This is a genomic window from Enterobacter sp. 296B2, from assembly GCF_034106185.1.
Taxonomy (GTDB): domain Bacteria; phylum Pseudomonadota; class Gammaproteobacteria; order Enterobacterales; family Enterobacteriaceae; genus Enterobacter; species Enterobacter cloacae_N.
Genome location: NZ_JAWNCA010000002.1, coordinates 26,939 through 46,817, shown reverse-complemented (window position 1 = coordinate 46,817; position 19,879 = coordinate 26,939). Strand labels below are relative to the sequence as shown.

Sequence of the window (19,879 nt, the reverse complement as noted above, 5' to 3'; positions counted from 1 at the left end):
TCCAGTGTGGAAAGCGTGCGCAAATAGTACTCCCCCCCAGTAGAGTAATACTACCCCCCAGTAGAAAAATACTCAGGGGGAGTAGAGCGTGATATGCTTAAAAAGCCAAAACAGAGGGAGACAGAGATGTCACATACCGTTCGCGACAAGAAGATGTTATTGACTCGCCTGAAGAAAATTCAGGGGCAGAGCACCGCGCTGGAAAAAATGCTCAACAGCGATCACGAATGTGCCGACGTGCTACAGCAGCTGGCGGCGATCCGTGGAGCGGTCAATGGCATGATGATGCAGGTGATTGAAGGGCATCTTACCGATCATGTCGTGAAAGAGCCTGAAGAGGCGCAGCGTGAAGCCGATCTTGGCGTCGTGCTGCAGGTGATCAAATCCTATCTTAAGTAGAGCGCGTGGCGAGGTTGTTTTCTGCCCAAAGAATAAATTCCGTCTTTGGCAGCGCCTTACTGTAGAACCATCCCTGCCCGTACTGCACGCCATGGCGGTGCAGCCAGGTGAGCTGCCCTTCGGTCTCCACGCCTTCCGCCACCATCGCCAGCTGCAGCGATTTCGCCATTTCGATAATGTGCGGCGTTACGTTTTTGTACTCCAGCGCATCCACGAACGATTTATCAATTTTTAGCGTGTCGACATCAAGATCCTGCAGATAGCTGAGGCTGGAATAGCCCGTGCCGAAATCATCAATGTAGACAGGGTGGCCCGAACGGCGAAACGCGGCGATAGCCGGCGCGCTGATTTTGGGGTCAGCAAAGCCACGCTCGGTTAACTCAAGGGCGATTTGTCTGGGGTGAATCTGCCACTTATTCAGTAGCTGGCTCAGTAAAAGCGGCAGGTTACTGGAGGTCAAATCGGCCGGGGCGAGGTTGATGGAGATATGCTGATCGGGGTGGAGCTGCAGCCAGTGGCCCATATCTTCAAACACTTTTTCCACGACTAACTGCGTCAGCTGCGAGATGAGGCCGGTTTGTTCAGCAAGCGGCACAAAAATATCAGGCGAGAGACTGCTTCCGTCTGGCTGGGGCCAGCGCGCCAGTGCCTCTGCGCCGACAATTTTGCCGCTACACAGCGCCACAATGGGCTGATAGTGAACTACAAAATCGCGGCTGTTAATGGCGTCAAGCAGGCGATTGCGTGGCGACTGGATGCGTCGCAGGATCCGCAGGACAAACAGTGCCGCAAGCACGCTTATCAGCATGCCAAACGGCAGCCAGAAAAGCAGTTGCCGGTGCCAGGTTTCAGCCAGGGGCTTGAGCGTAGCCCATGCGACGACGGTAAACCCCAACTCAGGGACTGGTTTCATCACATACATCGAACCATTGTACTGAATGCTGGAGATACCCCGATCGTTAACCCGATCGCGGATATGCGGATCAAGCGTGTTACTGCTGGCGAAAATAAGATGCGTTGCGCTTCCCACCAGGGCGGCATCAATGGCAATCGCCCCGAAGGGGATCACATCCACAAGCGAGGCAGGATCGATCAGAACAAGGTAATGACCTTTTCCCAGGACGGCCATGTAGCGGTGAAAACCAAGATCGTTTTGTGCGGTAAGCCACGCGCTGTAACCATCTTCGGTTATCCGCATGGGAGGAGGGTAAGGGACCGCTTTGCTGGCCTGCTCAAGCGAAGAGCAGATTGGGCGGAGATTGTCGATGTAGATCACCTCCTGGATATAGCGCCATGAGAACGCGACCCGACGTATCTCCCTCAAGTGCAGCGGGCTACAGGGGACCCCTTTAAATTCCTGCAGATGATTTAACGCTTCTTTAGCTTGATCCACGACCCTGTCGGTGCGCATCAGCACGCGAGAAGCATAGCTATCCAGCGCATCGACAAATTTCTCTTCCGCCTGGCGATGGGCCAGCCAGATGCTGAGGCAAATGGGAACCAGCACGGAAAAGATAAGTACGCCAGTCACCAGACTGACCAGATGTCGGGTTTTCATACTGTCGTTTCCTTTCTCATATGCCCGAATTCGGGCACTGAGTTCCCTACCTGCAGAGAGATATTTTACCGCGAAATGAAATAGTTATAGCACGTGGGGGCAGGGTTTTCATGTTATCTAAAGCAAATCAGAAAATATCGTCGGAAGAGAGGGGGGTTGTTTTTTCAACATGGCCTGGATATTATTTTGTTATGTTATAACAAAACACATGGGGTTTACGATGAAACCAAACATCCATCCAGCGTATCGCACCGTGGTATTCCACGACACCAGTGCCAATGAATACTTTAAAGTTGGTTCAACCATTAAAACCGACCGCGAAATTGAACTCGACGGTGAAACGTATCCGTACATCACCATCGAGGTTTCTTCAAAATCGCATCCGTTTTATACCGGCAAGCAAAAAACGTTCTCCACGGACGGCAGCGCGGCGCGCTTCCGCAAGCGTTTTGGCGGCTTTCTTAATGCGAAGCGGGGCTAACCATGCAGGTGCTTAACTCATTGCGCAGCGCAAAACAGCGTCACCCGGATTGCCAGATAGTCAAACGCAAGGGACGCTTATACGTGATTTGCAAATCCAATCCGCGCTTTAAGGCGGTGCAGGGACGTAAAAAAAGACGCTAAACGCGTGTTTCTCGCCAGCTTTCCAGGGATCTCTTCTGTTTGCCATCGGCAGTAAAATTGTCGGTGGCAAGCCAGCCTTCAAAGGCGCTCGCCAGTGCCGACCACTCTTTGTCGAGAATCGAAAACCAGTCGGTATCCCGGTTACGGCCTTTTATGACCAGCGCCTGGCGAAAGCGCCCTTCAAACTGAAAGCCCAGACGCAGTGCCGCTTTGCGCGAAGGCTCGTTCAGGCTGTTGCACTTCCATTCATATCGCCGATAGCCAAGGGTATCGAGCACGTACCGCATTAGCAGATATTGCGCTTCTGTTGACATGGGCGTACGGCTTAATAGCACGGAGAAGTGAACGTGTCCTACTTCCACAACGCCGTTTTTGGGATCGATCCGCATCAGGGCCAGCGTCCCGACCGGGGCCTGAGTCTGATTATCTATAACCGTAAAGTGCATCGGGTCCGATAACTCACACACGCTTGCCACCCATTCGGCAAACTCCGCGGCCGTGGCATCGGGTTCACGCAGCAGCCACGTCCAGCGGCGGGTGTCTCCGGCCAGAGCATAGGCGGAGAACAACGCTTCGGCATGCTCCACGCGCAGCGGTTCAAGCCGGCAATAACGCCCCTGCAGTACCACCCGGGACGGATGAGGGCGGGGCTGCCAGTTGGTAAGAGCTTCGCCCACAGGTTGTCCAAACTCATTGAATGTCTTCATTTTTATTTCCGTGACGTTGAGAAGAGTTCCAGATTAGAAAATTACTGGTTCCTTAAAAAGAACCACTCGACTATGTTTTAGTGGTACCACAAGGAGATGAAATGAACATACCGGGCGATGAACTTTATACTTTGCTTCACGCTGCGCTGAAAACGCGTGGGGAAGAGACGCTCCAGCGCGCGCTCTATCTCGCTTTGCGGGAGGCCATACTGGGCGGAAGACTTCGCTCCGGGAGCCAGCTGTCCGGCTCGCGAACGTTGGCGTAGCAGCTCTGCGTTTCCCGGAACACCGTCAATGCGGCGCTGGACCAGCTCACGCTTGAAGGCTATTTGCTGCGTAACCGTCAGGGGACGCGGGTGGCGCAATTCGCCCATCGTGCCAGCCGGCGGGTGCTGCCGGATCCTGACGTCCGGCTTGCAAAACGTGTCGCTCAGCTGCCTGAGCCTGTACCGCGCGACACCCCGGTAATGGCGTTTACGCCGGGAACGCCCGCCATCAACTATTTCCCCTTGCCGCTGTGGCGACGATTGTACGATCGCGTCCTGCGGGAGGAGGGGAGCGCTCTGCTGGGCTATGGCGACCCGGCCGGGGAGCCGTCGCTGCGGGCAGCCATTGCCCGCCACCTTGCTCTCTCTCGCGGCATTGACTGTGACGCCAGCCAGATTGTGATAACAGAAGGGGCGCTTGAGGGCGTTAATTTGTGCACGATGCTGTTAAGCGAGCCGGGGGATGTCGCCTGGGTGGAAAACCCTGGCTATAGCGGGGCTAAAAGCGCCTTTGTTAAAACGGGCCTGGCGATGACCGGTATACCGGTGGATGACGAGGGGATGCGCTGGGAAGGGCTGCATGCGCCTTCACCCACGCTGATTTTTACCTCGCCATCGCACCAGTTTCCTTACGGGAGCGTGCTCAGCGCGCGGCGGCGGCTTGCCCTGCTGGAGCTGGCCCGCCAGCACAAGGCGTGGATCATTGAGGACGATTACGACAGCGAGTTCCGTTATGTCGGTGAGCCGGTACCGGCGATGCTGGGAATGGTCAACAACGCGCCCGTTGTGTATCTGGGAACCTTCAGCAAAACGCTGTTTCCGTCTCTCAGAATGGGGTTTATGGTGTTGCCGCCAGCGCTGGCGAAAGCGGCGCGCCCGGCCATCGGCTCGCTGCTGCGCGGCGGGCATCGTGCAGAACAGCGCACCCTGGCGCTGTTTATTGAGGAGGGACACTATGCCCGTCATCTGGCCGCCATGCGTCGCCTTTATCGTAAGCGTTACCGCCAGCTGCGGGAGGTGCTCGGCGCAGAGCTTCATACTCCGCACCGTATTCTGGCCGGTGAAGGCGGTATGCACCTGACGCTGTCGATAGACGGTATTGATGACCAGAGGCTGGTAGAGAAGGCGAGGCCGTTTCAGCTGGCACCCGCGGCACTGAGCGGGTACTACCTGGAGAGGAAGCAGGGGCAAACCGGCCTGGTTTTAGGTTACGGCAACACCTCTGCTTCGCAGTTTGCACCGGGGATCCGACGCCTGCAGGCGTTAATTACGCAGCAGCAGGTCGGGAAAGGGTAAAGACATCATAAAACGAGAGCTGGCCTTTGGTGGCGACCATTTTCTGCAGCTTCTCTTTTTGCACAGTGTCGACAGCCGGAGAGTGCATGATGTTTTCGATTAGCTCCCTGGGCACGAAACGCGTGTTGTACCATTCGCCGTTGTAGCAGACCCGGAAATCGAGCACGTCAATATCTTCGTAACGGTAGCGGGGATTCACGTCGAAAAAGAAAAAGGCGTTAAAGACGACAAACAGCACCACCAGCAGCCAGACGGAGTCCACCAGCGTTTCGGACTTCAGCATTACAATCAGCGTCGCCAGCCAGGCGGCATACATGGCAACAAACAGCCCGGGATGTTTGCGGATAAAGCTAATGCTAAAGCGCGGGCGATTGTCGCGCTTTTCGCGGTGGTTAAGATCGTCGATGGTGGCGGTAAGCAGGCGCTGTATCTCGGTCATTTTTGGCCTTTATGAGAGTTGACAATACAGGGTGTCTGCCAATTTTAGGGGAGCCATCAGGCTGAAAAAAGTAACAGTCTGGTGCTAAAAGACCATAACAGTTGGCTCCCCCGGAGCGTTACAGCGTTTTGATGATTTTTGCCGGGTTGCCGCCCACGACGACGTTAGCCGGGACGTCTTTCGTCACGACGGCACCGGAAGCCACCACCACATTATCGCCAATGGTGACGCCAGGGTTAATGACCGCACGTCCACCAATCCAGACATTATTGCCAATAGTGACGGGCTTACCGAACTCCACGCCGCTGTTACGTTCTTCTGCATCCAGCGGATGGGTTGCCGTATAAATATGTACGCCTGGCGCGAGCATGCAGTTATCGCCAATACGAACAGGGCAGACATCAAGCATCACGCAATCGAAGTTAGCGTAAAAGTCTTTGCCGAGATAAATGTTATATCCATAGTCACAGCGGAAGCTCGGCTCAATATACGCCCCTTCGCTTTGTCCCAGCAGTTCCGCCAGAATGTTCTGGCGTTCTGTTTTTTCGTCAGGCGCGGTGTGGTTATAGCGGTGAATCAGATGGCGTGCCCGCAGCCGGTCGGCTCGTAGCGTCTCATCACCGGGGCGGTAATGTTCACCTGAAATCATCTTCTGTTTTTCTATGCTCATCGGAAACCTCTCTGGATGTTATTCCTGAAGGGTAATCGCAACTGGCAATCAGGGGAACGTTCCCGGAAAGCCGATGTGACCAGAGTCACAACATTGTTGCTGATGAGCGCGTTTAACACGGAGACCTGGCTTTCGCGCAGGGAGCATAACGGGACAGGTGAATACAGCTTATAACGTGGCGTAGAACCTCTACAGACACACTTCAAAGATTAACGAACAAATTTCCACACAGAAGTGGGGATTTTGTCATACAGCTTATTCATCGTCAGCTCTGCAAGGCGATGGTCAGCGGCTGAATAAAATACCGCCAGTTCATTATCAGAAAGCTCGTATTTATTCTTTTCAATGACGCGTTCAAGGGTGTCAATTGACTGGCAACGTCGTAAGCGCATCAAATAATCGATCTTTGTGAGTGGTTTATCAGACATAAATTCACCTTAGTAATTGTAATAATTTTAACAGGAAAGACTAACCGGGTTAGCTCTGCTCACGTTGACGAAACAGCGGAATAGCCGGTTTCCCGATTTACGCCATTTTTGCAAATCCTGGGCGTTAATGCCGTAGCTGCTGAACAACATAAAGGTGTCGTCCAGGTATTCATCAATTTGCTCAATGAGCTTATTATCTTCATTGTACTTAATTTTATAATTAAGTGCGAAGGTAGCAATATGCTCTATCAGCTCATTCAACTGTAAATTGATGGCAGACGTTGGGTCGTTTACCCAGCCATGGTTGCTTTCATCAAGATTGGCAAGGCAGTCATGGTACAAGGATTCGCAGAGAAATTTCAACTGCGCGATATCATGCCTTTTTGGCGAGTACTCGTCCATAGCGCATCCCCTTCTGAGTGATTTCTTACTCACCGAACATCATTGTCGGGATGGATACAACTGACTTAGCTACATGAGTGCTGTGTTCCTGATAACCTAACTATAAGCCACTCCTTCCTGGATTTCACCGCGCTATTACGAAAAATTACAAATAAAACCGCAGGCTGCGAGCGTCTACGCAAATGTTCATCCGGAACCGGACGTTTTTATCCTGATTAACGATTGTTTTTTTCGCTTCCTTACGTTTCATCGGCTTAGCGTACGGTCAGAAGAAAAGTTCAGAACTGGCGTTTTGTTTGTCTGAACTTTTAATTAGGAATATTCCTAACAACTTAAGCGGGGAAATAGATTTAGAAAAATTCTGAATTCACCGATTAAGTTATCAGTTAATTATGATATGCCTGATTAAGATGGCAGAAAATAAATAGGACCTCAATAAGCTTATTTTATGATTTATTCTGAAAATGAAAAAGGCCGCAAATGCGGCCTTTTTATTATATGAAACCGGTATCAGTGAGGTTCTACCGAATGACTATGCTCAACATCTTCATTCTTACGGCTGAAGCGGCGGCGAACCACCACGAAGAACACCGGGACGAAGAAGATAGCCAGTACGGTCGCGGTGATCATACCGCCCATTACACCTGTACCTACCGCGTTCTGCGCACCGGAGCCCGCACCGGAGCTGATAACCAGCGGCATTACGCCGAGGATGAACGCCAGAGAGGTCATCAGGATTGGACGCAGACGCATACGCACCGCTTCAAGCGTCGCCTCGATAAGCCCTTTGCCTTCTTTCTCCATCAGATCTTTGGCGAATTCAACGATAAGTATCGCATTCTTCGCCGACAAGCCAATGGTTGTCAGCAGGCCTACCTGGAAGTATACGTCGTTGGTCAATCCGCGGAACGTTGCGGCAAGCAGCGCACCGATAACCCCGAGTGGAACCACCAGCATAACGGAGAACGGAATTGACCAGCTCTCGTACAGTGCCGCCAGACACAGGAAGACCACAATCAGTGAAATGGCGTACAGGGCAGGGGCCTGGTTACCGGACAGACGTTCCTGATAGGACATACCGGTCCAGTCATAGCCGATACCCGCAGGCAGTTTGCTTGCCAGCTCTTCCATCAGGTTCATGGCTTCACCGGTGCTTCGGCCCGGCGCGGCCTGACCCAGGATTTCCATCGACGGCAGACCGTTGTAACGTTCCAGACGCGGTGAACCGTATTCCCAGCGCGACGTCGAGAAGGCTGAGAACGGCACCATCTGGCCATTGCTGCCGCGAACGTACCAGTTGTTAATATCGTTCGGCAGCATACGGTACTGCGCTTCTGACATCACGTACACTTTCTTCACGCGACCGCGGTCGATGAAGTCGTTGACGTAGCTACCGCCCCAGGCCGCACCCAGCGTGGTATTGATGTCGCTGATGGACACGCCCAGCGCCTGCGCTTTCTCCTGATCGATATCGATCTTGTACTGCGGCGTATCTTCCAGGCCGTTTGGACGTACGCCAACCAGCAGGTCAGGGTGTTTAGCCACTTCGCCGAACAGCTGGTTACGCGCCTGCGTCAGTTTCTCGTGACCCAGACCGCCCTGGTCGATCAGCTGGAAGTCGAAACCGGTTGCCGTACCCAGTTCAACAATCGCTGGCAGGTTAAAGGCGAAGACCATCGCATCTTTAATCTGCGAGAAGGTGCCCATGGCACGGCCCGTGATCGCTTCAACTTTATTCTCATCGCCCGGACGATCCGCCCAGTCTTTCAGAGAAACGAAGGCGATACCGGTGTTCTGACCACGACCCGCAAAGCCAAAGCCGTTAACCGCAAACACGGATTCAACGTTCGCTTTCTCTTTGGTGAGGTAGTAGTCCGTCACTTCATCCAGCACTTTCTGGGTACGCTCTTGCGACGCCCCTGCCGGAAGCTGCGCCATCGTCAGGAACACGCCCTGGTCTTCATCTGGCAGGAACGAGCTTGGCAGACGAACGAACAGGAAAGCCATCCCCACAACGATGATGATATAGAGCAACAGATAACGACCGGTGCTGCGCAGGATATTGCCCACGCTGTCGGTGTAGTGGTGCGTGCTCTTATCAAACATGCGGTTAAACCAGCCGAAGAACCCTTTATGCTCGCCGTGACCGCCTTTCTGAACTGGCTTCAGCATGGTGGCACACAGCGCTGGCGTCAGGATCAACGCCACCAGTACCGACAGCGCCATCGCGGAAACGATGGTAATGGAGAACTGGCGGTAAATCGCACCCGTAGAGCCCCCGAAGAAGGCCATCGGAATAAATACCGCGGACAGCACCATCGCGATACCCACCAGCGCGCCCTGGATCTGGCCCATAGATTTACGGGTGGCTTCCTTCGGCGGCAAACCTTCTTCCGCCATCACGCGCTCGACGTTCTCTACTACCACGATGGCGTCATCCACCAGCAGGCCGATGGCGAGCACCATCCCGAACATCGTCAGGGTGTTTATCGAGAACCCAAAGGCTGCAAGGATGGCAAAGGTCCCCAGCAGAACGACCGGCACGGCGATGGTTGGGATCAGCGTCGCGCGGAAGTTTTGCAGGAACAGATACATCACCAGGAACACCAGGATGATCGCTTCTACCAGCGTTTTAACCACTTCGTGAATCGAAATTTTAACGAAAGGCGTAGTGTCATACGGATAAACGATTTTCAGACCTGACGGGAAGAACGGTTCCATCTTCTTCAGTTCCGCACGGATCGCCGTCGCGGTGTCCAGGGCGTTCGCGCCCGTCGCCAGTTTGATACCCAGGCCAGAGGCCGGTTTACCGTTAAACTTCGCGATGATGTCGTAGTTCTCACCACCCAGCTCAACCTTGGCCACGTCGCGCAGACGAACCTGCGAACCGTCCTGGTTCACCTTCAGCAGAATTTTGCTGAACTCATCGGCGGAGGTCAGACGGGTTTGCGCGATAATGGACGCGTTAAGCTGCTGACCTTTCACTGGCGGCGTACCGCCTAACTGACCGGCTGCCACCTGGGCGTTCTGCGCTTTAATCGCGTTAATCACGTCAACCGGCGTCAGCTGGAAGTTGTTCAGTTTGTTCGGATCCATCCAGATACGCATCGCGTACTGGGAACCGAACAGCTGAACGTCACCCACACCGGACGTACGGCTGATGGCGTCCTTCATGTTGGCGCCCACGTAGTCGGAAATATCCTCCTGCGTCATAGTGCCGTTGGTGTTGATAACGCCGACAACCATCAGGAAGCTGCTGGACGATTTCTCGACGCTCACACCCTGCTGTTGCACTTCCTGCGGCAGAAGAGGCATCGCCAGCTGCAGTTTGTTCTGCACCTGAACCTGCGCAATGTCCGCATCTGTACCGGATTCAAAGGTCAGGGTAATCTGAACCGTACCGGTGGAGTCACTGTTTGAGGACATGTACATCAGGTTATCGATACCGTTCATGTTCTGTTCGATAACCTGAGTTACGGTATCCTGCACCGTTTTCGCATCAGCCCCCGGGTAGGTTGCGGAGATCGTCACCGCCGGTGGCGCAATCGTTGGATATTGCGCAACAGGCAGCTTCAGGATCGCAAGTCCCCCGGCCAGCATGATGATAATGGCGATCACCCACGCAAATATGGGGCGATCGATAAAGAAATTAGGCATGTCTTAACGGCTCCTGTTTAAGTTAAGACTTGGTTTGTTCTGACTGGCCAGCGGCCGAAGCTTGTTGTTTATCGTCAGATGTCACTTCCTGTGCTTTTACCTGCGCGCCAGGACGTACTTTTTGCAAACCAGTAACAATCACGCGATCGCCATCTTTCAGACCTTCCGTCACCAGCCATTTATCGCCAATCGCCTGAGTGGCGGTGATATTGCGCGTTTCGACTTTGTTATCTGCCCCGACAACCAGTGCGCTTGCATCGCCGCGTGGCGTACGGGTCACACCCTGCTGTGGAACCAGAAGTGCGGTTGGATTCGTTCCTTCTTCCAGACGCGCGCGAACGAACATACCTGGCAGCAGATTTTTGTCAGGGTTCGGGAAAATCGCACGTAAGGTGATGGAACCGGTGGTCTGGTCGACCGTCACGTCGGAGAATTCCAGAGTACCTTCCTGCGGGAACTTGATACCGTCGTTGGTAACCAGCTCCACTTTGGCTTTGCCGTTTTCCTGTTTCAGGGTGCCGTTAGCCAGCTCCTGTTTCAGGCGCAGGAAATCATTGCTGGACTGCGTCACGTCAACATAGATCGGATCGAGCTGCTGCACGGTTGCCAGTGCAGTGGTCTGACCGTTCTGTACCAGTGCCCCTTCCGTCACGGAAGATTTACCAATACGTCCGCTGATAGGGGAGGTCACTTTGGTATAGGCCAGGTTGATGCGGGCGGTTTCGACTGCCGCTTTGGCTGCTACCACGGCTGCGTTAGCCTGCTGGGCATCAGCCAGGGCGGTATCGTAATCCTGTTGGCTGATGTACTTCGTGCCGAGCAGTTTCTGGTAGCGGTTCAGCGTCAGCTGGGCAATTTTTGCCGCGGCTTGTGCTTTAGCCAGGTCACCTTTCGCGCTTTCATAAGAAGCCTGATAGGTCGCGGGATCAATCTGATACAGAGACTCACCGGCCTGCACATCGCCGCCTTCGGTAAAGTTACGCTTCAGGATAATGCCGCTAACCTGAGGACGAACTTCCGCAATGCGGTAAGCGCTAGTACGGCCTGGTAATTCGGTGGTGATCTGCAGAGGTTCAGATTTGAGTGTCACAACGCCGACTTCTGGCGCCTGCTGAGCTCCTTGTTGAGCCGGTTTGTCGTCACATCCTGTAAGCGCTAAGCTGCCTGAGAGCATCAGAACGACCGCCAGAGGCGTTAACCCTCTGTTTTTGTTCATATGTAAACCTCGAGTGTCCGATTTCAAATTGATCAAGGGTCCTGAGTCTAAAACCCATTGCTGCGTTTATATTATCGTCATGCTATGGTACATACATTCACAAATGTATGTAAATCTAACTCCTGTAAATTCACTCACCTATGGCACGAAAAACTAAACAACAAGCGCTGGAAACCCGACAACACATTCTGGATGTGGCGATACGTTTGTTCTCTCAGCAGGGTGTTTCTTCAACCTCGCTGGCGCAAATTGCTCAGGCCGCTGGTGTGACGCGGGGAGCGATTTACTGGCATTTTAAAGACAAGTCAGATCTGTTCAGTGAAATCTGGGAGCTTTCAGAGTCCAGCATTAGCGATCTCGAGAGTGAGTATCGGGCAAAATTCCCTGACGATCCACTCTCAGTATTGAGAGAAATATTAGTATATATCCTTGAAGCAACGGTAGTTGAAGAGCGTCGCAGATTAATGATGGAAATTATTTTTCATAAATGCGAGTTCGTGGGCGAAATGGCGGTGGTGCAACAGGCGCAGCGCAGCCTCAGCCTGGAGAGCTATGACCGGATTGAACAGAACCTGAATCTGTGTATGCAGGCAAAACTGTTACCAGCCAGTCTGCTGACCCGCCGGGCGGCTGTCCTGATGCGCAGCTACATTTCAGGGCTCATGGAAAACTGGCTGTTTGCGCCGCAGTCCTTTGACCTCAAAGAGGAAGCCCGCAGCTACGTGGCGATTTTACTGGAAATGCTACAGCTCTGCCCCACGCTGCGCGGCGACGCGCCTTCGTTATCTGCCTGAGTCATTCCAGGATTTATCTTAGAGGGGAATGTTCGCGCTATTCTGCTTCCGGCGAGCGTGATATTCTTCACGCCGGACTATTTTCGGTCATCTGCTGACATCATTCACAACTATGCTGCCCATCAATCGCTCGCAACATCCTGTATTTGCATTGCTCTTTGCTATGCTGTTTTTCTTCTCCACTGCGCCGCTGACCTGGGCTCGCGCAGATAACAGCACTGATATTCCCTCGCGCAGTGAAATTCAGTCGCAGCTCGACACTCTGAATAAACAAAAAGAGCTCTCTCCTCAGGAGAAACTCACCCAGCAGGATCTAACGGAAACGCTGGAAAATATTGATAAGATTGAGCGCGTTAAAGCAGAAACCACCCAACTTCGTCAGAAGGTGGCGCAGGCACCGGAGAACATGCGTAAGGCCACGGAAGCGCTGAGCGCGCTGAGTGACGTCGATAACGACGACGAAACGCGCAAGACGCTCTCCACGCTCTCTTTACGTCAGCTGGAATCGCGCGTCGCGCAGCTGCTCGACGACCTGCAAACCGCACAGTCCGACCTCGCGACCTACAACAGCCAGCTTGTCTCCCTGCAAACCCAGCCCGAGCGCGTGCAAAATGCGATGTACACCGCGTCTCAGCAGCTGCAGCAGATCCGCAACCGACTGAACGGCACGACGGTGGGCGAAGGCACGCTGCGCCCGACGCAGCAAACTCTGCTGCTGGTTCAGCAGTCGTTGCTCAATGCGCAAATCGAACAGCAGCGTAAAAGCCTGGAAGGGAACACGGTGCTGCAGGACACGCTTCAGAAACAGCGTGATTACGTGACGGCGAATATTAATCGCCTTGAACACCAGCTTCAGCTGTTGCAGGAAGCGGTAAACAGCAAACGCCTGACCCTGACGGAAAAAACCGCCCAGGAGGCCGTATCGCCGGACGAAACTGCCCGCATTCAGGCCAACCCGCTGGTGAAACAGGAGCTTGAGGCTAACCATCAGCTCAGCCAGCGCCTGATACTGGCGACGGAAAACGGCAACTCGCTGGTTCAGCAAAATATCAAGGTGAAAAACTGGCTGGATCGCGCGCTACAGGCGGAACGCAATATTAAAGAGCAGATTGCGGTCCTGAAGGGCAGTCTCCTGCTGTCGCGTATTCTCTACCAGCAGCAGCAGACGCTGCCGTCCGCCGACGAGCTGGAGGACATGACCAACCGCATTGCGGATTTACGTCTGGAACAGTTTGACGTCAACCAGCAGCGCGATGCCCTTTTCCAGAGCGATACCTTCGTCGCCAAAATTGAAGAGGGCCATTCCAGCGACGTGAACCCTGAGGTGCATGACGCGCTGCTCCAGGTGGTGGATATGCGCCGCGAACTGCTGGACCAGCTCAACAAACAGCTGGGCAACCAGCTGATGATGGCGATTAACCTGCAGATCAACCAGCAGCAGCTGGTCAGCGTGTCAAAAAGCCTGCAGGAGATTTTGACGCAGCAGATTTTCTGGGTGAACAGCAACAAGCCGATGGACTGGGACTGGATTAAGTCCTTCCCGGAAACGCTGAAAACGCAGATTAAGAGCATGAAAATCACCGTGAACTGGGAAAAAGCCTGGCCTGCGGTAATGATTGCTTTCCTGGCCGGTTTACCGCTGCTGCTGATCGCCGGTCTTATCCGCTGGCGTTTGAAATGGCTGAAACAGTACCAGGCGAAGCTGGCGTCGGAAGTGGGGCAACTGCGCAACGACAGCCAGCTCCATACGCCAAAAGCGATTCTGATCGATCTCATTCGCGCGCTGCCGGTGTGCCTGATCATTCTGGCCGTGGGGCTGATTCTGCTCACGATGCAGCTTAACGTCAGCGATCTGCTCTGGGCGTTCAGTAAAAAACTGGCGCTGTTCTGGCTGGTATTTGGCGTGTGCTGGAAGGTGCTGGAAAAAGACGGCGTGGCGGTGCGTCACTTCAACATGCCTGCTCAGCTAACCAGCCACTGGCGCCGTCAAATTGTGCGCGTCAGCCTGGCGCTCCTGCCGCTGCACTTCTGGTCGGTTATTTCTGAGCTTTCCCCGCTGCATCTGATGGATGATGTGCTGGGTCAGCTGGTCATTCTGCTGAACCTGCTGCTGATTGCCATCCTGATGTGGCCGATGTGCCGCGACAGCTGGCGCGATAAAGAGTCCCACAATCTTCGTCTGGCCACCGTGACGGTGCTGGCGATCATTCCGCTGGCGCTGATGGTGCTAACGGCAACGGGCTACTTCTACACCACGCTGCGTCTGTCCGGGCGCTGGATCGAGACGGTCTATCTGGTGATCGTCTGGAACCTGCTCTATCAGACCGTGCTGCGCGGCTTAAGCGTTGCGGCCCGCCGCATTGCTTACCGCCGTGCGATAGCGCGTCGTCAGCATCAGGTGAAAGAGGGGGCCGAAGGCGCGGAGCCGCAGGAAGAGCCGACCATCGCGCTGGAGCAGGTTAACCAGCAGACGCTGCGTATCACCATGCTGGTGATGATCGCCCTGTTTGCCGTGATGTTCTGGGCGATCTGGTCTGATTTAATTACCGTCTTCGCCTATCTCGACAGTATTACCCTCTGGCAATACAACGGTACCGAAGCCGGCGCGGCGGTGATGAAAAGCGTCACCATGGGCAGCCTGCTGTTTGCGCTGGTGTCTTCGGTGGTGGCCTGGGCGCTAATTCGCAACCTGCCGGGTCTGCTGGAAGTGCTGGTTCTGTCACGGCTGAACCTGCGCCAGGGGGCGTCATACGCCATCACCACCATCCTGAATTACGTCATCATTATTGTCGGCGCGATGACGGTATTCGGCTCGCTGGGCGTCTCGTGGGATAAACTGCAGTGGCTGGCGGCCGCTCTCTCGGTCGGTCTTGGTTTCGGCCTGCAGGAGATCTTCGGTAACTTCGTCTCCGGCCTGATCATCCTGTTCGAGCGCCCTGTACGAATTGGCGATACCGTTACCATCGGTACCTTCTCCGGTACGGTCAGCAAGATCCGTATTCGTGCCACCACCATCACCGACTTCGATCGTAAAGAGGTGATTATCCCGAACAAAGCGTTCGTGACCGAGCGTCTGATCAACTGGTCGCTCTCGGATACCACCACGCGCGTGGTGATTCGCCTCGGCGTGGCCTACGGTTCCGATCTGGATAAAGTGAAAGAGGTATTGCTAAAAGCCGCTAAATCGCATCCAAAGGTCATGCACGATCCAGCGCCAGACGTGTTCTTCACCACCTTCGGGCCAAGCACGCTGGATCACGAACTGCGTTTATACGTGCGTGAACTGCGCGATCGCAGCTACACCGTGGACGAATTGAACCGCGCGATCGACCGCCTGTGCCGTGAAAACAACATTAACATCGCCTTCAACCAGCTTGAGGTTCACCTGCATAATGAGAAAGGCGATGAGCACACGGAAGTGAAGCGCGAGATTAAGGGAGATGACCCTCACCCAGCCCTCTCCCCGGAGGGGAGAGGGTAAAAAGCGAATCAATGCAGATCTTTCAAACCGCACCTAACGGTCCCCTCTCCCTCAAGGGAGAGGGTTAGGATGAGGGTGAGGGCAACCGGCCTTCACCTTTCCTTCAAAATCCCGCCGCACAATCTCCAGTGCCTTCAGCACCGTCTCCGCCGGCATCTCATGATTCTCCAGCAGCATAATTAAATCGACGGCCAGCTTGACCTCATCGGGTGCATTTTCCAGTGACATAGATGTGGCTCCTGTTAACGGGTCAGGCGTTCAATCACGCGCTCAATTTCATCCAGCGCCTGACGGCAGCGAACGATGCGTCCTTCCAGTGCGCTAATCTCGCGCATCAATAGCTGCTGCTCTTCCAGCGTTTCGCTGTTGTTCAGGCGCGTTTCGCGCTCGCGCTTCATCTCAAACAGGCGACGCTCGAACTCCTGGTTCTCCAGCCGCTTGCGCTGCCATTTTCCGAGCCCAGGCGAGGCACTGTCCCAGGCGCGCAGCGGCCAGGCGGCGATTTCACGATGGATGGCAGTGATCTGCTCAGTGAGATGCTCTGCGAGCCACTGAGCCTGCTCCAGCTGTTCACTCTCAACCGCGTGACGAAGCTCGTCAAGGTTGGTCTGCGCCTCCGCAAGATAATCCTGAATTAAGGTACTGCGGGTGCGGAACAGCTGACGGTCAAAGCGCGGCTTCACCGTGGCGTGGCCCATCAGCGGCGTGGCCTGAGTCCGCAGTGTTGTTAGCTGATTTTGCAGCGTCTCAAGAAGCAAGGCTGTTTTCAAGGCGCTCTCCAGTGGTAAAGTAGCCGTTCAGTTTGATAACGATTCGCATTATGCAGCGTACTATTTTAATCATCATTGGCTGGCTCGCGGTAGTGCTGGGCACGCTGGGCGTGGTTTTGCCCTTGCTGCCTACCACGCCGTTCATCCTGCTGGCGGCCTGGTGCTTCGCCCGGTCGTCGCCGCGTTTTCACCACTGGCTGCTCTACCGCTCGTGGTTTGGCGGTTACCTGCGCCACTGGCAAAAACACCGGGCCATGCCGCCCGGCGCCAAGCCTCGCGCGATCGCGGTGATCCTCATCACCTTCGCAATCTCACTCTGGCTGGTGAAAATGATGTGGGTGCGGATCCTGCTGCTGTTCATTCTGACCTGCCTGCTGATCTTCATGTGGCGGATCCCCGTGGTTGATGAAAAGCAACAAAAGCACTGAAGCCTCATAATGGCTGTTGCAATTATTGCGTACAGCCAGTAAATTCGACCGTTTTCGAGCACAGGCGCGCCTGGTTAAAGGTTAAACAATTGTTACCTTTGCCGACTCGTTGCGCGCCGTGAGTAACACTGTTTCATTTAGGCACAAACCGATGACCGCAACTGCACAGCAGCTTGAATATCTGAAAAACAGCATCAAAAGCATCCAGGACTATCCAAAGCCTGGCATTCTTTTCCGTGATGTCACCAGCTTGCTGGAAGACCCGAAAGCGTACGCCCTCAGCATTGAACTGCTGGTCGAGCGTTATAAAAACGCCGGGATCACCAAAGTAGTAGGTACCGAAGCCCGTGGCTTCCTGTTTGGCGCACCGGTTGCGCTGGAGATGGGCGTGGGTTTTGTGCCGGTGCGTAAGCCGCGCAAGCTGCCGCGTGAAACCATCGCGGAGAGCTACGAGCTGGAGTACGGCACCGATCAGCTGGAAATCCACGTTGATGCCATCAAGCCAGGCGACAAAGTGCTGGTGGTGGACGATCTGCTGGCAACCGGCGGCACCATTGAAGCCACCGTGAAGTTGATCCGCCGTCTGGGTGGAGAAGTGACCGACGCGGCATTCATCATCAACCTGTTCGATCTCGGCGGTGAACAGCGCCTGGAAAAACAGGGCATTACCAGCTACAGCCTGGTGCCTTTCCCGGGTCACTAATCCCGGTTTTCACAACCTCGCTCAATGGGTGAGGTTGTGGTAGCATTCCCCTCCATAAATTCACCTTCCAGCGTTGCAGAGCCTGCCCATGAGTTATCAGGTGTTAGCCCGTAAATGGCGACCACAAACCTTTGCTGACGTTGTCGGTCAGGAACATGTGCTGACGGCCCTGGCGAACGGCTTGTCGCTAGGTCGCATCCATCACGCCTATCTTTTTTCCGGCACCCGCGGCGTCGGTAAGACCTCTATTGCCCGTTTGCTGGCGAAAGGTCTCAACTGCGAAACCGGGATCACCGCCACCCCTTGCGGCGTGTGCGATAACTGCCGGGAGATCGAGCAGGGGCGTTTTGTCGATCTGATCGAGATTGACGCCGCCTCGCGCACCAAAGTGGAAGATACCCGCGATCTGCTCGACAACGTGCAGTACGCCCCGGCGCGTGGCCGCTTCAAGGTCTACCTGATCGATGAAGTGCACATGCTGTCGCGCCACAGTTTTAACGCCCTGCTGAAAACGCTGGAAGAGCCGCCCGCGCACGTTAAATTCCTGCTGGCGACCACCGATCCGCAAAAGCTGCCGGTCACGATCCTGTCGCGCTGCCTGCAGTTCCATCTGAAGGCGCTGGACGTTGAGCAGATCCGCGCGCAGCTTGAGCACATTCTTGATGAAGAGAATATTGTCCACGAACCGCGCGCCCTGCAGCTGCTGGCCCGCGCGGCGGACGGCAGCTTGCGTGATGCGCTGAGCCTGACCGACCAGGCCATTGCCAGCGGTGACGGTAAGCTCTCCACCGAGGCGGTCAGCACCATGCTCGGCACGCTGGATGACGATCAGGCGCTGTCGCTTATCGAAGCGATGATTGCCGCCAACGGTGAGCGCGTGATGTCGCTGGTCAACGCCGCCGCGGGGCGGGGGATTGAATGGGAAGCGCTGCTGGTCGAGATGCTCAGCCTGCTGCACCGCGTGGCGATGCTGCAGCTTTCACCGTCCGCCATCGGTGCGGACATGGCCGCCATTGAACAGCGGATGCGTGAACTTGCCCGCACCGTGCCGCCTGCCGACGTACAGCTGTATTACCAGACGCTGCTGATTGGCCGCAAAGAGCTGCCGTACGCGCCTGATCCACGTATGGGCGTTGAAATGACGCTGCTGCGCGCGCTGGCGTTCCACCCGCGCATGCCGTTGCCGGAGCCTGAAGTGCCGCGGCAGTCTTTCGCCCCGGTCGCCCCTACGGCGGTGATGTCGCCGCAGCAGGTGCCACCGCAGCCGACACCGCCGCCGCAGCAAAACGTGCCGCTGTCGGATGCCACCAGTTCGGTGCTTGCCGCACGCAGCCAGCTACAGCGTGCGCAGGGAGTAACCAAACCAAAAAAGAGTGAACCGGCAGCGCCAGGAAGAGCGCGGCCGGTCAACAACGCCGCGCTTGAACGACTGGCCTCGGTAACGGAGCGCGTACAGTCGCGTCCGGCACCGGCCGCGCTCGAGCAGAAAGCCCCGGTGAAAGAAGAGGCTTACCGCTGGAAGGCAACCACCATTACTGAAACGGTGAAGGAAGAGGTCGCCACGCCAAAAGCGCTGAAAAAGGCGCTGGAGCATGAGAAAACGCCGGAGCTTTCCGCGAAGCTTGCCGAAGAGTCTATCGCGCGGGACGCCTGGGCCGCCGAGGTCAGCAAACTCCAGCTGCCGAAGCTGGTGGAGCAGGTCGCGCTGAACGCCTGGAAAGAGCAGGACGGCAATCAGGTGCGTCTGCACCTGCGTCCGGGCCAGCGGCACCTCAACTCCCCTGGCGCGCAAAAGGCGCTGGCCGAGGCGCTTGCTGCTTTACAGGGCTCACCAGTTGAATTGACTATCATTGAAGATGATAATCCGGCAGTGAAAACGCCGCTCGAGTGGCGCCAGGCCATTTATGAAGAGAAGCTCGCGCAGGCGCGCGAGGCGATAATTGCGGATAACAACATTCAGACCCTGCGCCGGTTCTTCGACGCCGATCTGGATGAAGAGAGTATTCGCCCCATTTGATCGTGAGTCTGACTTACGGTTGTA

At 55.1% G+C, this 19,879-nt stretch carries 18 protein-coding genes, 1 pseudogene and 1 other annotated feature; of the genes and pseudogenes, 9 read left to right on the top strand and 10 right to left on the bottom strand.

Annotation, left to right across the window (positions count from 1 at the left end):
- Positions 1–126: 126 nt before the first annotated feature.
- Positions 127–399 carry a metal-sensing transcriptional repressor gene (locus tag URZ40_RS01815; protein ID WP_116341576.1) on the top strand — a complete coding sequence of 91 codons (273 nt, stop codon included), beginning with the start codon at positions 127–129 and terminating at the stop codon, positions 397–399.
- Here the strand turns inward: URZ40_RS01815 and URZ40_RS01810 are convergent.
- Positions 392–1,957, bottom strand: coding sequence for an EAL domain-containing protein (locus URZ40_RS01810; RefSeq protein ID WP_316380345.1), 1,566 nt, complete (start codon positions 1,955–1,957; stop codon positions 392–394). The genes URZ40_RS01815 and URZ40_RS01810 overlap by 8 nt on opposite strands.
- A gap of 220 nt (positions 1,958–2,177) precedes the next feature.
- Here URZ40_RS01810 and URZ40_RS01805 point away from each other — a divergent pair, with 220 nt between their 5' ends.
- Entirely contained in the window at positions 2,178–2,438 is a 261-nt protein-coding gene (locus URZ40_RS01805) for a type B 50S ribosomal protein L31 (RefSeq protein ID WP_006176933.1), read from the top strand.
- Between the two features lie 2 nt (positions 2,439–2,440).
- Entirely contained in the window at positions 2,441–2,581 is a 141-nt protein-coding gene (ykgO, locus tag URZ40_RS01800) for a type B 50S ribosomal protein L36 (protein WP_003859006.1), read from the top strand.
- Here the strand turns inward: ykgO and URZ40_RS01795 are convergent.
- Positions 2,578–3,288 (bottom strand): GNAT family protein, encoded by a 711-nt coding sequence (locus URZ40_RS01795; protein WP_320719679.1) that lies wholly within the window; start codon positions 3,286–3,288, stop codon positions 2,578–2,580. The two genes, ykgO and URZ40_RS01795, sit on opposite strands and share 4 nt — an antisense overlap.
- A gap of 101 nt (positions 3,289–3,389) precedes the next feature.
- Between URZ40_RS01795 and URZ40_RS01790 the strand changes: the two are divergent.
- Positions 3,390–4,850 (top strand): annotated as a pseudogene (locus URZ40_RS01790) (PLP-dependent aminotransferase family protein).
- Here the strand turns inward: URZ40_RS01790 and URZ40_RS01785 are convergent.
- The 6 genes from URZ40_RS01785 to acrA form a co-directional block, all read right to left on the bottom strand.
- On the bottom strand, positions 4,822–5,289 hold the full coding sequence (locus tag URZ40_RS01785; RefSeq protein ID WP_116341568.1) for a YlaC family protein: 468 nt from the start codon (positions 5,287–5,289) through the stop codon (positions 4,822–4,824). The pseudogene URZ40_RS01790 and the gene URZ40_RS01785 overlap by 29 nt on opposite strands.
- 118 nt (positions 5,290–5,407) lie before the next feature.
- A complete protein-coding gene (gene maa / locus URZ40_RS01780) occupies positions 5,408–5,959 on the bottom strand; it encodes a maltose O-acetyltransferase (protein ID WP_163330441.1) in 552 nt (183 codons plus the stop codon).
- 209 nt (positions 5,960–6,168) lie between these two features.
- Positions 6,169–6,387 carry an HHA domain-containing protein gene (locus tag URZ40_RS01775; protein WP_008499287.1) on the bottom strand — a complete coding sequence of 73 codons (219 nt, stop codon included), beginning with the start codon at positions 6,385–6,387 and terminating at the stop codon, positions 6,169–6,171.
- Positions 6,388–6,414: 27 nt separating this feature from the next.
- On the bottom strand, positions 6,415–6,789 hold the full coding sequence (tomB, locus tag URZ40_RS01770) for an Hha toxicity modulator TomB (RefSeq protein WP_008499288.1): 375 nt from the start codon (positions 6,787–6,789) through the stop codon (positions 6,415–6,417).
- A gap of 510 nt (positions 6,790–7,299) precedes the next feature.
- The gene (gene acrB / locus URZ40_RS01765; RefSeq protein WP_061099017.1) at positions 7,300–10,446 is read right to left on the bottom strand and encodes a multidrug efflux RND transporter permease subunit AcrB; all 3,147 of its coding nucleotides are present in this window, start codon (positions 10,444–10,446) and stop codon (positions 7,300–7,302) included.
- A gap of 22 nt (positions 10,447–10,468) precedes the next feature.
- Positions 10,469–11,662 (bottom strand): multidrug efflux RND transporter periplasmic adaptor subunit AcrA, encoded by a 1,194-nt coding sequence (gene acrA / locus URZ40_RS01760; protein ID WP_061099016.1) that lies wholly within the window; start codon positions 11,660–11,662, stop codon positions 10,469–10,471.
- Positions 11,663–11,802: 140 nt separating this feature from the next.
- Here acrA and acrR point away from each other — a divergent pair, with 140 nt between their 5' ends.
- Positions 11,803–12,456, top strand: coding sequence for a multidrug efflux transporter transcriptional repressor AcrR (gene acrR / locus URZ40_RS01755; protein WP_116341564.1), 654 nt, complete (start codon positions 11,803–11,805; stop codon positions 12,454–12,456).
- Between the two features lie 112 nt (positions 12,457–12,568).
- Positions 12,569–15,937, top strand: coding sequence for a mechanosensitive channel MscK (gene mscK / locus URZ40_RS01750; protein WP_166710290.1), 3,369 nt, complete (start codon positions 12,569–12,571; stop codon positions 15,935–15,937).
- A gap of 51 nt (positions 15,938–15,988) precedes the next feature.
- Here mscK and rsmS read toward each other — a convergent pair whose 3' ends face one another.
- Positions 15,989–16,165 carry a pleiotropic regulatory protein RsmS gene (rsmS, locus tag URZ40_RS01745; protein WP_320719678.1) on the bottom strand — a complete coding sequence of 59 codons (177 nt, stop codon included), beginning with the start codon at positions 16,163–16,165 and terminating at the stop codon, positions 15,989–15,991.
- 14 nt (positions 16,166–16,179) lie between these two features.
- Positions 16,180–16,707: a primosomal replication protein N'' gene (gene priC, locus URZ40_RS01740; protein WP_320719677.1), complete on the bottom strand. Its 528-nt coding sequence runs from the start codon at positions 16,705–16,707 to the stop codon at positions 16,180–16,182.
- 50 nt (positions 16,708–16,757) lie between these two features.
- Between priC and URZ40_RS01735 the strand changes: the two genes are divergently transcribed.
- The 3 genes from URZ40_RS01735 (at position 16,758) to dnaX (ending at position 19,855) form a co-directional block, all read left to right on the top strand.
- Positions 16,758–17,135 carry a DUF454 family protein gene (locus tag URZ40_RS01735; protein ID WP_116341556.1) on the top strand — a complete coding sequence of 126 codons (378 nt, stop codon included), beginning with the start codon at positions 16,758–16,760 and terminating at the stop codon, positions 17,133–17,135.
- Between the two features lie 151 nt (positions 17,136–17,286).
- Positions 17,287–17,838, top strand: a complete 552-nt coding sequence (apt, locus tag URZ40_RS01730; RefSeq protein WP_012016353.1) for an adenine phosphoribosyltransferase — start codon at positions 17,287–17,289, stop codon at positions 17,836–17,838.
- A gap of 88 nt (positions 17,839–17,926) precedes the next feature.
- A complete protein-coding gene (dnaX, locus tag URZ40_RS01725) occupies positions 17,927–19,855 on the top strand; it encodes a DNA polymerase III subunit gamma/tau (RefSeq protein WP_320719676.1) in 1,929 nt (642 codons plus the stop codon).
- Positions 19,185–19,249, top strand: a sequence feature (DnaX frameshifting element). Its footprint overlaps the gene before it by 65 nt.
- Positions 19,856–19,879: the final 24 nt, after the last annotated feature.

What these genes read in the sequence shown, in the direction of transcription:
- URZ40_RS01815 (WP_116341576.1), top strand. Translation starts at nt 127, where the DNA reads ATGTCACATACCGTTCGCGACAAGAAGATGTTATTGACTCGCCTGAAG.
- URZ40_RS01810 (WP_316380345.1), bottom strand. Translation starts at nt 1,957, where the DNA reads ATGAAAACCCGACATCTGGTCAGTCTGGTGACTGGCGTACTTATCTTT.
- URZ40_RS01805 (WP_006176933.1), top strand. Translation starts at nt 2,178, where the DNA reads ATGAAACCAAACATCCATCCAGCGTATCGCACCGTGGTATTCCACGAC.
- ykgO (WP_003859006.1), top strand. Translation starts at nt 2,441, where the DNA reads ATGCAGGTGCTTAACTCATTGCGCAGCGCAAAACAGCGTCACCCGGAT.
- URZ40_RS01795 (WP_320719679.1), bottom strand. Translation starts at nt 3,288, where the DNA reads ATGAAGACATTCAATGAGTTTGGACAACCTGTGGGCGAAGCTCTTACC.
- URZ40_RS01785 (WP_116341568.1), bottom strand. Translation starts at nt 5,289, where the DNA reads ATGACCGAGATACAGCGCCTGCTTACCGCCACCATCGACGATCTTAAC.
- maa (WP_163330441.1), bottom strand. Translation starts at nt 5,959, where the DNA reads ATGAGCATAGAAAAACAGAAGATGATTTCAGGTGAACATTACCGCCCC.
- URZ40_RS01775 (WP_008499287.1), bottom strand. Translation starts at nt 6,387, where the DNA reads ATGTCTGATAAACCACTCACAAAGATCGATTATTTGATGCGCTTACGA.
- tomB (WP_008499288.1), bottom strand. Translation starts at nt 6,789, where the DNA reads ATGGACGAGTACTCGCCAAAAAGGCATGATATCGCGCAGTTGAAATTT.
- acrB (WP_061099017.1), bottom strand. Translation starts at nt 10,446, where the DNA reads ATGCCTAATTTCTTTATCGATCGCCCCATATTTGCGTGGGTGATCGCC.
- acrA (WP_061099016.1), bottom strand. Translation starts at nt 11,662, where the DNA reads ATGAACAAAAACAGAGGGTTAACGCCTCTGGCGGTCGTTCTGATGCTC.
- acrR (WP_116341564.1), top strand. Translation starts at nt 11,803, where the DNA reads ATGGCACGAAAAACTAAACAACAAGCGCTGGAAACCCGACAACACATT.
- mscK (WP_166710290.1), top strand. Translation starts at nt 12,569, where the DNA reads ATGCTGCCCATCAATCGCTCGCAACATCCTGTATTTGCATTGCTCTTT.
- rsmS (WP_320719678.1), bottom strand. Translation starts at nt 16,165, where the DNA reads ATGTCACTGGAAAATGCACCCGATGAGGTCAAGCTGGCCGTCGATTTA.
- URZ40_RS01735 (WP_116341556.1), top strand. Translation starts at nt 16,758, where the DNA reads ATGCAGCGTACTATTTTAATCATCATTGGCTGGCTCGCGGTAGTGCTG.
- apt (WP_012016353.1), top strand. Translation starts at nt 17,287, where the DNA reads ATGACCGCAACTGCACAGCAGCTTGAATATCTGAAAAACAGCATCAAA.
- dnaX (WP_320719676.1), top strand. Translation starts at nt 17,927, where the DNA reads ATGAGTTATCAGGTGTTAGCCCGTAAATGGCGACCACAAACCTTTGCT.